The organism is Marinobacter sp. CHS3-4 (assembly GCF_030053415.1).
Classification (GTDB): domain Bacteria; phylum Pseudomonadota; class Gammaproteobacteria; order Pseudomonadales; family Oleiphilaceae; genus Marinobacter.
Genome location: NZ_JASGBJ010000001.1, coordinates 1,031,217 through 1,044,728 on the forward strand (window position 1 = coordinate 1,031,217; position 13,512 = coordinate 1,044,728).

A 13,512-nucleotide genomic window follows, 5' to 3' on the forward strand; every position below is an offset into this window, starting at 1 on the left:
TGGCTGTCTGCCGAATGAAGGACGAATTCGGCAGGCGAACAGGATTCACGGACGACACCCACCGCATAGGATGCGATATGAGTAAACCCATTGTACTTCTTGGGGATCTGGGTACGGATCACCAAGGTTTCCCCCCGACGCCTGTCATCGCCGGATCACCTACCGTACTGGTTGATGGCAAACCTGTTGCCCGAATGGGCGACTCACTAGCACCGCACTCCAAGCCCAAACACCCTCCCCATCCCCGTGCGATTGCGGCGGGTTCTTCAACCGTCATGATTGATGGTATGCCTGCGGCGGTTACGGGCAGTGCCGTTTCTTGTGGTGGTGTGACGATTGGTTCGGGATCGGTAGTGATTGGTGATACGCACTCGCCGGTCTCTTTTTCTGGTGTCTCTCCTGTTTCGCGCAAAGCGGTCACAAGCGCGGCATCACAAGCTTCAGCAACACAGCAGGCACGCCAAGTAGGATCAGCAGGGCCTCAGTCAGGATCGTCGACGCAGGCCGTAGGTTCATCTTCAACGAGTGCTTTCACTGCTTCAGCTGGCTCTGCTCAAGCTAACGCTGAAACAGAAAAAGACCAGAGCCTGAGCGACCCGGGGTTTCATGTCGTTCGCAAGCCCATGAGCCGTAATGAACTTATTGCGTTGCTCTATGGCGATGCATCCGCTAAACCGGATAATTTTGATCGCCTGAATCCGGGGCTTGGAAGCAGGGCACTGCCAGGTGAGATGATTGTGGTGGCTGACCCGAATAGTCTCGAGTGCACCACTCGGGAAAACGACTTGATGCAGATAGCCGCGCAGGTCAATCAGGAAGTTCAGCAACTCAGTGAGCAGGAAGCACAGTTCATAGTAGATCATTACGACCTGCTCGAAATGATGACAGCCAACGCTGCGACGGGGCTGGGTGTCGGCGCGACCATGGTTGGTCAGCAAATCAAGAGCATAAACGGCATATTGAAGGAGCTTGAAGCTCTCCATCAAAGTACGTTCCGCACATACGGCAAGCTCAGTCACCCTGATTTTTTCGAGCGCAGACAAAAGCTATTCACCAAGTTGGATTTTGCGCTGGGCAAGGTGACCAGGAAGGGTATGTCATTGGATGATCATGCCAAGCTGAAACGTGCATTAGGATTATCCTCCAAGAGCATTGTCCATGAGTGGAAGTCGTCAGGTGTCGGGGGGATACCTGGATACGCGACCAATTACTCGAAAGCAGCGGGGGCTGCGCGCTTTGTAGAGAATGGTGGTCGCCTTGTGATTGCTTTGGACGTTGGATTAACAGGCTACAAAATATATGAAGCCTGTTCAGAGGGAAGAACCGATCAATGTGAGCGCGTTGGCGTTACGGAGACCTTGCGTTTTACAGGTTCAGCTGCGGGTGGAACCGCTGGTGCAATGGCTGCGCCTTTGCTTTGTGTCGCTGTAGGAGTCGGCACCGCGGGCGTTGGAGGTATTGCATGCGGGATAATCGCCGCAGGTGTTGGTGGTGCAGTCGGAGGCAAAGTGATGGGCGACCTTGGGGCCTCGGCTGGAGAGCTAATCTACGAGGTACGAAGTGATGAGTGAGGAGTTAAGGCTTCTGAGTGCCTACCTCGTCGCCGGCGGCATTTTGATGGGATTTATAGCTTTAGTTGTTTTGGTGACCATTGGCTTTCGTTATGTTCGACGAATTGAAGAGCGAGTTTCAACGTCGACTGGCAGTATCGCAGGTGTCAGTCAGATCTACTCAGACGGCTTGATCGGTCGCTTGGTCAGGTCGAGTCATGTGTTTGCATATCTTGTCTTCAGAAACTGTTCATCCTCTTTCTGTTATCGAAGGGCCTCCATGCTGGGTGACCCTGAGGCACCTCTTCCCAAAAGCTGGCAAGCCTGGTGCCTTATTCCTGCGCTGTTGCTTTATGGAATTATCGCCGGTGTTCTGGTGGTTGGGGCAGTCGCGAAGCTTTATTAAATTCAAGCTCCGGCCGGTTTTGCCTTTCTGATTGGTTGTCAAATGACAACCTTTGTGCATAATAACAACTAGGGAAAGGCGACCATGCCCCGCAAGCGACATTCGAACAAAGATATCGAGGATGCGTTGACTCATGCAGAGTCACAGGGCTGGCGGATCGAAAAAGGTAGGGGTCATGCCTGGGGACGCATGTACTGTCCGTTCAATGACGCCGATTGCCGATGCGGAGAGTTCTGTGTTGCCAGTATCTGGAGCACGCCAAAAAACGCCCAGAACCACGCAAAGCAGATTCGACGCATCGTAGACAATTGCACCGGAGATCAACGTTCCGGGGGAGAAGACCATGAATCGTGAATACGATTTCACGCTGACATTTGCGATTCCAGGCAGTCTGGATCAAGAAGCCCTGGAATCGGCACTTTTCGAGGCAGGGTGCGACGATGCGATCATTGGTCTTGGCCGAAAAGGCCGTTTGGCTCTGAACTTCACGCGCGAATCAGCCTCTGCTGAGGCGGCTGTGCTGAGTGCCCTGGAGAACGTCAAGCAGGCAGCACCGCAGGCAAAGCTGATTGAGGCGGCGCCGGATCTCGTGGGCATTTCTGACATGGCTCGGTTGCTGGCCTTCTCCCGCCAGAACATGCGCAAACTGATTCAGACCCACTCAGCCAGCTTCCCGCTGCCCCTCCACGAGGGCGCTTCTGCCATCTGGCACCTTGCAGATGTGCTGGCCTGGATTGCCAAATACCAGAACCGCAATCCTGACCCTGCATTGTTGGACGTGGCGAACGTCTCCATGGGCGTCAACCTCGCCAAGGATGCAGAACGACTTGATCAGCGTCTCCATGATGAAGTTCGGGCCCTCGTCTAAAAATTGCATGTCCCGATTTATCTTCTGCGTCTTCAATCACGAATACGCTTTCACATGATATGAGTATGGGCTACGGTTGGCCTTTTATTGACGAAAACGTTCAGAGGAATCAGAAGCCTGTGCTCATCAGCCCGCTGCCCGAAGTCGAGATAGTCGAAGTGCTTCGCCGTTCGGAGCACGGAATGACAAAGCCCTTCATCTGTCGGGGCGATGACGACCACATCTATTTTGTCAAAGGTACAGGGGCGGGTCGGGAGAGTCAGATTAAAGAGTGGATCGCAGGAAATCTCGCGCTTGAATTCGGAATTCCTCTGGCACCCTTTGGCATTGTGTCTGTTTCGGAAGAAATCACCGAGCTCCTTGCGCCAAATAGTGCAAGCGATTTGGGTGCTGGTCCTGCCTTTGGCTCCCAAGAACAGATTGTGACTGAGCTTTCGTATTCACAGGTAAAGGACGTGCCTGTCCAACTCCGCAAGGCCGTTCTTGTATTCGATTGGTGGATTGCAAACGTTGATCGGATGCTCACCGAAAACAGTGGTAACCCGAACCTGTTCTGGGACGCCGAAGAACAGCGTCTTGTGGTGATCGACCACAATCAGTCATTTGACCCGGACTTTGATGCGGATGATTTCTGTAAATACCATGCCTTCGGAGATTGTGTGCCGGTAGTGTTCGATGACTTGGTTGAGCGTCAGCACTATACTGACAGGATGGAACAGGCGCTCCTTGGATGGGATGGCATCGTGCAGTCCATTCCCGAGGAGTGGTGGTACCGAGACCCGGAAATGACAATGGAGCTTAATTTGGCTCCAGACCACTTACTGAAACACTTGCAGCGATTTCGTCGCGCTAACTTCTGGAACTGGAAATGAACAGGCAAGCATGCCAATACGCCATAGTGCGGTTTATGCCCTACATCGAGACTGGTGAATTCGCCAATGTCGGTGTTTTATTATGGGCGCCCAAAACCCGCCAACTGAGGTTTAAACTACTCAGAAAAAGGTATGCGCGCATCACGCAGTTTTTTGATGAGTTGGATAAAAGCCTCTATCTGAAAACGATGGCCAATTTGGAAACCGAGCTTAACCGGGTTCAGGGTATGCTCAAGAATAAGGCCGGAGTATTCGGTGATAACGACCGCGAATACGGATTCCACAACGGCCTGTTTCAGGAGTTGATACGCCCCAGGGAGACCATTGTCCGGTTCAGCGAGCAACGTGTGGTACTGTCAAAGAACCCCGACGAGACGCTGGCCGAGCTATACGACTACTACGTTGGCAGGAATTTCGTCACCAAGGAGTATCAGGAAACCATTCTTGAGAAGGGTGTGAAGAAGCTGCTGGAGCAGCGGCATCTGGCCGTTCGCTTTACCCGGCGTCGCATTGCTGACGATTTTTACGGAGCCACGTTTCCGTTTGTAGAGCAGGACAACGGGGATGCCATCCGAGCCATTAAGCCGTTATTCCTCGGCCAGACTGACTCTACGGCGATTATCGAGCATGGAGACCGCTGGAAGCTCAGAGTTGAGCAGTTGCGAAAGCGTCATCTGCTGAAAGGTCCGGTTCTGTTCCCAGTGAAAGGCCCGAATAGCGATAAGGCCAAAGATATTCGTGTCGATGCTTTTGAGGAGACGCTGCTTAATCTCAAGGGCAACGGCATTGAAGTTGTTCAGCACACCGAGCAGGACAGAATTCTAGATTTCGCTTCCCATTAGGCGCTTTGAACAAGCCGACGAGCTTGCCCGTTTCGTCAGCCGACGCTGCATCCACCAAATTGCTTGAATTAAGTCTCAAAACTTGGCGCTCATGCTGCCGGCGCATGGGAATAGCGTTAATCTAACCAGAGAATTGCCCGCCTCAAGCATTCAACAAAAGGAATTTGTGATGCGTTATGCGTTCCAACTGGGGATTTTTGTCCTCACCCTCATCGTTCTGTCTGGCTGCAGCACCACACCTGTTGAGGTGACGCCTTATGTCGCCTCTGATCAAGACGTGTCCGACTACGAAAACGTCCAGCTACTGCGCAAAGCCCAGCGCCATTCAGAAGCAAAATCCCTGTTCATGGACCTGGTCAACCGGGGCTATCCGCCGGCTCTGCGCGATAAGGTTGCTCAATTGCTAAAAGAAGATGCGGCCCTGAAGGGAGATTACCTGTACTCGTCGGGACTTGCAGATACTGTGGGGAGTCAGGCCCTTGTGAATTGGGCGAATGAAATCAAAGCCGCTGACAGCGGCGTGTGTCAGGCACTGGAAGGTTTGAACATCGCGTGGTATCACCACGCGCTCCGGCAGTTGGCGCAGCAGGGGGATCTGGCGGCGATCTACTCCAATTGGCAATGCGAAAAGCAGTACACTCGCCCTCTCGAAAATTTTAAAACAGAAACCGTGCAGTTGATGGTGTATGCAGGTCGCTCCGACGCCTACAGCCGTGAGAACCGGTTGCTGGTGGTTGGTGAACTCTACGACTGGTATCAGGCGCAGCTGATCCAGTTTGCCGGGCAGCGAGACCTTGGTTTGAAACTGCTCACCAAAGCGAGAGGTGACGGCGACAAGGTGCGTGCCGGCATGGCCGAATGGGCAAAAGCGACCGTTGATCTGGCTTTGAGCGGCGAGCAGTTGGATGAGCAGACCATGAACCTTCTCGTGACCCGTCTGCAGCAGGTCGCAAGAGTGCAGCTACAAAACGGTGACACGGCGGCCGGAAAAGAATGGCTGGCCTACTCGATCAACGTTGCCCAGCAAATCAAGACGGCGTTTCCCAATCAGTCTCCTAAAGCGGACAGCCTCATCGCAGAATGCCAGGCCATGCTGAAAGGGCTGGCCATTAGCTGATGGATTGGCGTTTTCGCTGATCAAAAGCCCCGCCAGTTTGGCGGGGCTTTTGACTACAGGGCTTCGGAAACAGCTTCTTCGGCATCTGGTATGCGGAGTTCGCCGGACAGGAGCTTGGGCAGGAGGGTGTCGCGGAGCTTAGTCAGGGCATCCGTCTGTTCGGACGTCAGCAGGATTCGCGAATAAATCGCCTCCGCTTGCTCGTTGAACGCTTCCAGTATCCCTTTCCCGGGCACCAGAAACGGAATAGGGCGGAAGTTCTTTTTACTGATTTCCTGAAACGTGCTGCCATTGGCTCGGTCGGCAATATGGTTCATGTTGGTTTTTGCCCAGCTCAATAGATAGACCGGTCCGTAATTCTGGTTTGGCAGCATGGCAATGATGCCCTGGTTCACGGAAACCGGGATGTCGCTGATGGCCAGATAGCCAATCGGTGCTCTGGAGGACATGAGCACCGTTCCTTGCGGAAGCTGGCCTGACGAAATTTTCCGGATGCCGGTGTCGGTCAGGTGCCTTTCGGTATCCATGAGCACCAGCGACTTCAGTTGCGACATATCCTTCGGTGTGCAGAACGAGTGTGTTCCGTTTTCCCAGAAATCCGGATTTTTGGTACTCGGCGTTCCGCCGCCGGTGGTTTCAACTTCCTCGCCGATAGTGCTGATGTGCCACCCCTCCGGCACCCACCCCATTTCCTCCGTCAGCTCAAACCGATCCGGAAATTGCTGGCGGATGTGGTCGGGCAGGAGCTTGCGCTGGTCGCCGAGGGCGGCTCTGGCGTCGGCGCGGGCTTGCAGGGCTTCGGGGATGGGGTTGCCGGCGGCCAGGGCGTTGTCGATCACCGGGTCGAAATCCACGAACCAGCTTTTGAACAGGGCCTGGGCCATGGATTCGAGGGTAGTGTTGATTTGGTGGTTTAGCGCGATTTTGTCGTCGAGCTCGCTGAGTATCCCTGCGATTACCTTTTGTGTTTCTGGGCTCGGAACTTTAACCGGAAGAGGGTGGACATGATTCCGATTTAAGGAGGGCTGGGCACTTCCTGAATTATATGACTTGAAATCTATCGTTTTGAGGAAGTAGTAGGCGAACTTGGCATCGTTGCCGTGAAAGTCTTTGACATAAAGTGCAGTATTCAGCGGCCAGTAGTCATAAGGCGTATAAGAAACCACGCCAATAGATCCGCCGCTTCGGCCAATTGTTACGCCTGGTCCTTTTGTTCTCGCCTCGCTGTGCCAACCTGTTATTCCGAAAGAACCCAGGATTGGGACATGTCCGGGATTACGTTGGGATTCTGGAAGATCATGGCCTCGTTGAAGGGTCACGAACTCGCCAAGAGTAATTTCGCGCCAATCATTCTCCATAACCCAACCCCTCCAGATTCCCCCGAATCACCTTATCCAACTTCTCCCCCTCAGCCATCTGCCGATACAGCGTCTTGCTCAACTCCTCCATCTTCACCTCAAACGGCACACCATCATCTTCAATCTCCGCCGCACCCACGTAGCGGCCGGGGGTGAGCACGTAGTCGTTGGCTTTGATGTCCTTAATCGAGACGGCTTTGCAGAAGCCGGGTACGTCCTCGTAGTCTCCGTCTTTCGCCTCACCGCGCCAGGCATGGTAGGTGCGTGCGATGTGGGCGATGTCGTCGGGGGTGAGTTCCTTGTGTACGCGGCTGATCATGCTGCCCATGTTGCGGGCGTCGATGAACAGGGTTTCGCCTTCCCGGTTGCGGTGGTTGCTGTCGCTGTGGCCGGGGATGGTCTGAGCCTTTTTGTTCTTGGTGAGGAACCACAGGCACACGGGGATCTGGGTGGTGTAGAACAGCTGGCCGGGCAGGGCAATCATGCAGTCCACCAGGTCGTTTTCGATGATCTTCTGGCGGATGGCGCCTTCGCCCTTGGTGTTGGTGGACATGGAGCCGTTGGCCATCACAAATCCGGCGGTGCCGTGTTCGGACAGCTTGGCGATCATGTGCAGTATCCAGGCGTAGTTGGCGTTGCCGGTGGGCGGTACCTCGTAGCCGGCCCAGCGGGGGTCGTCGGTGAGTTCGTCCGGGGCGCGCCACTGGTCCATGTTGAACGGCGGGTTGGCCAGGATAAAGTCGGCCTTCAGGTCCGGGTGCTGGTCCTTGAAGAAGCTGTCGGCCGGTACATCCCCCAGGTTACCGGCAATGCCGCGAATGGCCAGGTTCATCTTGGCCAGTTTGTAGGTGGTGGCGGTGTATTCCTGGCCGTAAATGGAGATGTCTTTCTGGTTGCCCTGATGGCTTTCCACAAACTTGATGGACTGCACGAACATGCCGCCGGAGCCGCAACAGGGGTCATAAATCTTGCCCTCGAACGGCTCGATCATTTCGGCCAGCAAGTTGACCACGCACTTGGGGGTGTAGAACTCGCCGCCGCCCTTGCCTTCGGTGGCCGCGAACTTGCCCAGGAAGTACTCGTACACCCGGCCCACCACATCCTGTTCCCGGTCTTCAACGGTGTCGATGTTGTCGATGGAATCGATCAGCGCGGCCAGTTTGCTCACGTCGATGCCCAGTCGGGAGAAGTAGTTGTCCGGCAGGGCGCCGCGCAGGGATTTGTTGGTTTTCTCGATGGTGGACAGCGCCGTGTCGATTTTCAGGGCAATGTCGCCCTGTTTGGCGTTCTTTTGGATATAGCTCCACCGGGCCTCTGGCGGCAGATAGAACACGTTGTTCATGGCGTAAAACTCCACCATGTCCACGTATTTCTCTTTGCCTTCCACTATCAGCGCCCGTTTACGCTCTTCGAATTTGTCGCTGACAAATTTCAGGAAGATCAGGCTTAGCACCACGTGCTTGTATTCGGACGACTCCACCGTGCCGCGCAGTTTGTCGGCGGTGTCCCAAAGGGTCTGTTCGAAACTTTTGGGTGCTTTTTTGTTCTGGGGTTTGGCCATGGTGGAACTGCATCCTATGCGCTAGTCGGGCTGATTGGATGCTGGGCATTGTTGCGGTTTGGAGCGAGGCGATCAACTATAGGAACGCTGCCTCCTGAAACGAAGGCAGCATTGATGGGCCGTGGAGTCCACAGATTGCTCAGAAAGCGATCTTTTCCCGGTCGGTCAGACCCAGATTGTTCCAGATATTCAGGCTCGCCTCCGCCTGGTTGAGCGTGTAAAAGTGAAGGCCGGGTGCGCCAGCAGCCAGCAGTTTCTCACACATGCGTGTCACCACTTCCTCACCAAACTGGCGGATGCTGTCGCTGTCGTCGCCGTAGGCTTCCAGCTGCTTGCGAATCCAGCGGGGGATTTCCGCACCGCACATGTCCGAGAAGCGGGTCAGGTTGGTGAAGTTCACGATCGGCATGATGCCAGGCACCACGGGAATGGTGACTCCCATCTTTTCCAGCCGGTCGATGAAATAGAAGTAGCTGTCCGGGTTGAAGAAATACTGGGTAATGGCGCTGTTGGCGCCAGCTTCGACCTTGCGTGCGAAGTTTTTCAGGTCTTCTTCAGCGTTTTTTGCCTGCGGATGAAACTCCGGGTAGGCCGCCACTTCCAGATTGAATGTGTCGCCACTGTGCTCACGAATAAAGCTGACCAGCTCGTTGGCGTAGCGAAGCTCGCCCGCCGCGCCCATGCCCGAGGGCATGTCGCCCCTGAGGGCGACGATCCGGTTTACGCCATTCTCTTTATACAGATCCAACAGCTCCCCGATTTCCTGGCGGGTACCACCCACGCAGGAAAGGTGGGGCGCTGTGGAAATTCCCTGCTTGTGCAGGTTAAGCACAGTCTCGATGGTGCGGTCCCGGGTGGAACCGCCCGCGCCAAAGGTGACCGAGAAAAAATCCGGGTCTACCTCGGCCAGCCGACCGCGCACAGTTTGCAGTTTTTCCTTGCCCGCGTCGGTCTTGGGCGGGAAAAACTCAAAACTGAAGCGGCGCTTGAACTGTTGCTGGGTTTCCATGATGTCGCCCAATCAGTACTTGTAGCTTTCTGGCTTGTACGGGCCTTCGACCGGTACGCCGATGTACTTGGCCTGTTCCGGCGTCATCTTGGTCATCACGCCACCAAACCCTTCGACCATGGCACGCGCCACTTCTTCGTCCAGGTGCTTGGGCAGTACCTGCACGTAGATGCCTTTTTCGCGCGCCTCTTCAGGCAGATCGGCGAACTTGCGTTCGAACAGATGCATCTGTGCCAGAACCTGGTTGGCGAACGAGCCGTCCATGATCCGTGACGGGTGGCCAGTAGCATTACCCAGATTCACCAGGCGGCCCTCTGACAACAGCAACAGATGGTCATTGGTGGCTTTGTCGCGATAAACAATGTGTACCTGTGGCTTCACTTCATCCCATTCCCAATGCTTGCGCATGTAGGCAGTGTCGATTTCGTTGTCGAAGTGGCCGATGTTGCACACGATGGCGCCGCTTTTAACCGCTTTCAGCATGTTGGCGTCACACACGTTCATGTTACCGGTGGTGGTCACCAGCAGATCGGTGTTCTGCAGCAGTTCCTTGTTAATGCCTGCTTCGGTGCCGGTGTTCACGCCGTCGATGTAAGGTGAAACCACTTCGAAGCCGTCCATGCAGGCCTGCATGGCACAGATTGGATCACTTTCAGTCACCTTCACAATCATGCCTTCCTGGCGCAGTGAGGCGGCGGAACCTTTGCCCACGTCACCGTAACCGATCACCAGCGCTTTCTTGCCGGACATCAGGTGGTCAGTGGCACGCTTGATGGCGTCGTTCAGGCTGTGGCGGCAGCCGTACTTGTTGTCGTTCTTTGACTTGGTCACGGCATCGTTCACGTTGATGGCCGGAACTTTCAAAGTGCCTTCGCGCATCATTTCCTGCAGACGGTGAACACCGGTGGTGGTTTCTTCGGTCACGCCGTGGCAGTTGCGAAGGATCTCGGGATACTTCTCGTGCAGCAGTGCTGTCAGGTCGCCACCGTCGTCCAGGATCATGTTGGGTTCCCAGCCTTCAACGTCGGCACCCACGGTGCGTTCCAGGCACCAGTCGTACTCCTCGTCTGTCTCACCCTTCCAGGCGAAGACCGGGATGCCGCGCTCGGCGATGGCCGCAGCGGCCTGATCCTGGGTGGAGAAGATGTTGCACGATGACCAGCGCACGTTGGCGCCCAGCTCGATCAGAGTTTCGATCAGCACGGCGGTCTGAATGGTCATGTGGATGCAGCCCATGATGTTCGCGCCTTTCAGCGGCTGCTCTCCTTTGTATTTCTCACGGAGCTTGATCAAGGCAGGCATTTCGCCTTCTGCGATGTTGATTTCCTTACGGCCCCAGCCAGCGAGGGTAATGTCGCGGACTTTGTAGTCATTGAACTGCTTCAGTTGTTCTGCCGGAGTGCTCATGGTGTTCTCCTGTGCGTATTAACGTCTGTAATAAATTCGATTAAATGCCAGCGGCGTCTTTCAGTGCAGCGGCACGGTCTGTCTTTTCCCATGGGAATGCAGTGAACGTCTTGCCGCCCACGGTCATTTCAAATGGCTCGCGGCCAAAGTGGCCATAGGCTGCGGTAGCCCGATACATCGGGTGCAGCAGATCCAGCATGTTGGTGATGGCATACGGGCGCAGGTCGAAGTGCTCGCGAACCAGCTGGATGATCTTGTCGTCGCCGATCTTGCCAGTGCCAAACGTGTTCAGAGAGATCGACGTTGGCTGGGCCACGCCGATGGCATAGGACACCTGAATTTCACATTTGTCGGCCAGGCCGGCGGCAACGATGTTCTTGGCGACATACCGGCCCGCATAGGCAGCAGAACGGTCAACCTTGGACGGGTCCTTGCCGGAGAACGCACCACCGCCGTGACGGGCCATGCCGCCATAGGTATCAACGATGATCTTGCGGCCGGTCAGGCCACAGTCACCGACAGGGCCGCCGATGACGAATTTACCGGTCGGGTTGATGTGGAACTCGGTGTCTTTGTGCAGCAGCTCGGCTGGCAACACATTCTTTACGATCAGTTCCATCACCGCTTCTTTCAGGTCGGACTGGGTCACGTCTTCGTCGTGCTGGGTAGACAGAACCACCGCATCGATGCCGGATACGCGACCATCCTTATAGCTGCAGGTCACCTGGCTCTTGGCGTCCGGGCGCAACCAGGGAAGCAGGCCATTTCTGCGGGCTTCGGCCTGGCGCTCCATCAGACGGTGCGCGAAGGTGATTGGCGCAGGCATCAGAACTTCGGTTTCGTTACTGGCGTAGCCAAACATCAGGCCCTGGTCGCCAGCGCCCTGATCTTCCGGCTTCTTGCGGTCAACGCCCTGGGCGATGTCCACGGACTGCTTGCCGATGATGTTGATCACGCCACAGGTGTCGCCGTCGTAGCCGACTTTGGAAGAGGTGTAACCAATGTCCTTGATCACGCCGCGAACCAGGTCTTCCAGGTCGACCCAGGCGTTGGTGGTGATTTCACCGCCGACGATGGCCACACCGGTTTTAACCATGGTTTCGCAGGCCACCCGCGCATGGGGGTCGTCTACGAGAATGGCGTCGAGTACGGCATCGGAAATCTGGTCCGCCAGTTTGTCAGGGTGGCCTTCTGAGACCGATTCGGAAGTAAAGATGCTGTAGTCAGACATAGGTTCGGTTCCTCTTTAATACCTTCATGTAGCGTTGTTGTTGATACTGTACGAAGCGTACTGGATTCTATATCAAAAAACTTTGATATGCGTTTAAAATTTTGATGTCAGCCGGACTCGGTGGTTTTCCAGAATTCCCGCACCTGCACCTGAAAGCCATTGCGCAAGCCGATAAACAGGGACTCGCCTGCCACCAGCCCGGCATCGATCGCCCAATTGGTCAGCTCTTCTGGCTCGAAGCCAAGCCATAGATCGCCGCAGTTTTCTTTGGCCCAATCCTGGTCATGACTGCACAGGTCGCTGATGACCAGACAGCCGCCGGTATTCATCAGGGCAGCTGCGTCCAGAAAAATATCTGCCGGGCTGGGCACGTGGTGCAAGACCATATTGGCTACAACCAGGTCGAAGGCATCGCCACGGGCCAACAGGGTGTCGGTGACGCCCTCGATCAGGTCAACGTTGTGCAGCTTCTCTTCAATGCAGGTGCGGGTGGCTTTGGCCAGCATGTCACGGGAGTTGTCCAGCGCAACGACATGCTCGCAGGTCCTGGACAGCACCGGTAGGAAGCCGCCCTCGCCAGGGCCGATTTCCAGAGCCACTTTCCAGTTCTGCCGCTGAGCACGTTGGCTGATCAGATCGGCCACCGGTTTGGCGTAAAGATCGAAGGCCGCAATCAGCTCCTGCTGCTCTCGAAACTTCTCGGCGTAGCGGGCAAAAAAAGCCTGGGACTGGTCGGCCCTCTGGGTGCGAATCGCCTCGATTTTTTCCTGCAGATGCGGCGGTAAGGGGATGCGATCGACGGCATCGAAGACTTGCCGGATGGTCTGGTCTGTCAGCTTGTCGCTGTTCAGGTTCAGTGGCCGACGATAGAAGATAGCGTTGCCTTCCCGCTGCGGTTCAAGCAGTCCGGCTTTGTGCATCACCTTGAGGTGGTGGCTCATGCCGGACTGGCGCATGGCGAACAGCTGACTGAGTTCCAGTACCCCAAACGTGTCACGCCGAAGCACGCGCAAGATCTCCAGGCGCAAAGGGTCGCCGCTTGCTTTAAAGATCGGGGCAAGGGTATCGACCTGGGATGGATTATCGGATTGCGCGGCTGTAGAAGTCATGAATCGGAGTGTAGGGAGGAAATTGGTTGTGATCAATAACAATATCAAAAAATATTGATATAGGTCTCGAATCGTTGGATTTCAGGGATTTCGATACGCCCGTTTCAATCCGTAGAAATCTGTAGCGCAAAAAGACGGAGGTTCATTTGCCCCGGCGGTCACTAATCGGCGAAAATACGCGC

The 13,512-nt window shown here is 55.3% G+C and carries 13 protein-coding genes; 7 read left to right on the forward strand and 6 right to left on the reverse strand.

Translation table 11 applies throughout. From position 1 onward, the window contains the following. The first annotated feature begins 77 nt into the window (after positions 1-77). The 7 genes from QLQ17_RS04745 (at position 78) to QLQ17_RS04775 (ending at position 5,655) form a co-directional block, all read left to right on the forward strand. Positions 78-1,571, forward strand: a complete 1,494-nt coding sequence (locus QLQ17_RS04745) for a type VI secretion system PAAR protein (RefSeq protein ID WP_283208389.1) — start codon at positions 78-80, stop codon at positions 1,569-1,571. Next, positions 1,564-1,956 carry a hypothetical protein gene (locus QLQ17_RS04750; RefSeq protein WP_283208390.1) on the forward strand — a complete coding sequence of 131 codons (393 nt, stop codon included), beginning with the start codon at positions 1,564-1,566 and terminating at the stop codon, positions 1,954-1,956. The genes QLQ17_RS04745 and QLQ17_RS04750 overlap by 8 nt, the downstream gene beginning before the upstream one ends. An 84-nt stretch (positions 1,957-2,040) precedes the next feature. Next, on the forward strand, positions 2,041-2,310 hold the full coding sequence (locus tag QLQ17_RS04755; protein ID WP_283208391.1) for a hypothetical protein: 270 nt from the start codon (positions 2,041-2,043) through the stop codon (positions 2,308-2,310). After that, on the forward strand, positions 2,300-2,824 hold the full coding sequence (locus QLQ17_RS04760; protein WP_283208392.1) for a helix-turn-helix transcriptional regulator: 525 nt from the start codon (positions 2,300-2,302) through the stop codon (positions 2,822-2,824). The genes QLQ17_RS04755 and QLQ17_RS04760 overlap by 11 nt, the downstream gene beginning before the upstream one ends. A gap of 65 nt (positions 2,825-2,889) precedes the next feature. Next, positions 2,890-3,696 (forward strand): HipA family kinase, encoded by an 807-nt coding sequence (locus QLQ17_RS04765; protein WP_283208393.1) that lies wholly within the window; start codon positions 2,890-2,892, stop codon positions 3,694-3,696. Beyond that, positions 3,693-4,538, forward strand: a complete 846-nt coding sequence (locus tag QLQ17_RS04770; protein ID WP_283208394.1) for a DUF3037 domain-containing protein — start codon at positions 3,693-3,695, stop codon at positions 4,536-4,538. The genes QLQ17_RS04765 and QLQ17_RS04770 overlap by 4 nt, the downstream gene beginning before the upstream one ends. Positions 4,539-4,707: 169 nt before the next feature. Then, complete coding sequence (locus QLQ17_RS04775; protein WP_283208395.1) at positions 4,708-5,655, forward strand: hypothetical protein; 948 nt, start codon at positions 4,708-4,710, stop codon at positions 5,653-5,655. Positions 5,656-5,708: 53 nt separating this feature from the next. Here QLQ17_RS04775 and QLQ17_RS04780 read toward each other — a convergent pair whose 3' ends face one another. The 6 genes from QLQ17_RS04780 to QLQ17_RS04805 all read right to left on the reverse strand — a co-directional run bounded on the left by QLQ17_RS04780 (position 5,709) and on the right by QLQ17_RS04805 (position 13,330). Then, entirely contained in the window at positions 5,709-7,013 is a 1,305-nt protein-coding gene (locus tag QLQ17_RS04780; protein WP_283208396.1) for a restriction endonuclease subunit S, read from the reverse strand. Then, positions 7,003-8,574, reverse strand: coding sequence for a type I restriction-modification system subunit M (locus QLQ17_RS04785; RefSeq protein WP_283208397.1), 1,572 nt, complete (start codon positions 8,572-8,574; stop codon positions 7,003-7,005). Before QLQ17_RS04785 ends, QLQ17_RS04780 begins: the two co-directional genes overlap by 11 nt. A gap of 139 nt (positions 8,575-8,713) precedes the next feature. Then, positions 8,714-9,583: a methylenetetrahydrofolate reductase [NAD(P)H] gene (gene metF, locus QLQ17_RS04790; protein WP_283208398.1), complete on the reverse strand. Its 870-nt coding sequence runs from the start codon at positions 9,581-9,583 to the stop codon at positions 8,714-8,716. 12 nt (positions 9,584-9,595) lie between these two features. After that, positions 9,596-10,990 carry an adenosylhomocysteinase gene (gene ahcY, locus QLQ17_RS04795; RefSeq protein ID WP_283208399.1) on the reverse strand — a complete coding sequence of 465 codons (1,395 nt, stop codon included), beginning with the start codon at positions 10,988-10,990 and terminating at the stop codon, positions 9,596-9,598. Positions 10,991-11,030: 40 nt separating this feature from the next. After that, positions 11,031-12,221 carry a methionine adenosyltransferase gene (gene metK, locus QLQ17_RS04800; protein WP_283208400.1) on the reverse strand — a complete coding sequence of 397 codons (1,191 nt, stop codon included), beginning with the start codon at positions 12,219-12,221 and terminating at the stop codon, positions 11,031-11,033. A 107-nt stretch (positions 12,222-12,328) separates the two neighbouring features. Next, positions 12,329-13,330, reverse strand: coding sequence for a metalloregulator ArsR/SmtB family transcription factor (locus QLQ17_RS04805; protein WP_283208401.1), 1,002 nt, complete (start codon positions 13,328-13,330; stop codon positions 12,329-12,331). Positions 13,331-13,512 lie beyond the last annotated feature (182 nt).

Bases quoted from the DNA above. Each gene is read 5' to 3' on its own strand.
- QLQ17_RS04745 (WP_283208389.1), top strand. From the start codon at position 78: ATGAGTAAACCCATTGTACTTCTTGGGGATCTGGGTACGGATCACCAA.
- QLQ17_RS04750 (WP_283208390.1), top strand. From the start codon at position 1,564: ATGAGTGAGGAGTTAAGGCTTCTGAGTGCCTACCTCGTCGCCGGCGGC.
- QLQ17_RS04755 (WP_283208391.1), top strand. From the start codon at position 2,041: ATGCCCCGCAAGCGACATTCGAACAAAGATATCGAGGATGCGTTGACT.
- QLQ17_RS04760 (WP_283208392.1), top strand. From the start codon at position 2,300: ATGAATCGTGAATACGATTTCACGCTGACATTTGCGATTCCAGGCAGT.
- QLQ17_RS04765 (WP_283208393.1), top strand. From the start codon at position 2,890: ATGGGCTACGGTTGGCCTTTTATTGACGAAAACGTTCAGAGGAATCAG.
- QLQ17_RS04770 (WP_283208394.1), top strand. From the start codon at position 3,693: ATGAACAGGCAAGCATGCCAATACGCCATAGTGCGGTTTATGCCCTAC.
- QLQ17_RS04775 (WP_283208395.1), top strand. From the start codon at position 4,708: ATGCGTTATGCGTTCCAACTGGGGATTTTTGTCCTCACCCTCATCGTT.
- QLQ17_RS04780 (WP_283208396.1), bottom strand. From the start codon at position 7,013: ATGGAGAATGATTGGCGCGAAATTACTCTTGGCGAGTTCGTGACCCTT.
- QLQ17_RS04785 (WP_283208397.1), bottom strand. From the start codon at position 8,574: ATGGCCAAACCCCAGAACAAAAAAGCACCCAAAAGTTTCGAACAGACC.
- metF (WP_283208398.1), bottom strand. From the start codon at position 9,583: ATGGAAACCCAGCAACAGTTCAAGCGCCGCTTCAGTTTTGAGTTTTTC.
- ahcY (WP_283208399.1), bottom strand. From the start codon at position 10,990: ATGAGCACTCCGGCAGAACAACTGAAGCAGTTCAATGACTACAAAGTC.
- metK (WP_283208400.1), bottom strand. From the start codon at position 12,221: ATGTCTGACTACAGCATCTTTACTTCCGAATCGGTCTCAGAAGGCCAC.
- QLQ17_RS04805 (WP_283208401.1), bottom strand. From the start codon at position 13,330: ATGACTTCTACAGCCGCGCAATCCGATAATCCATCCCAGGTCGATACC.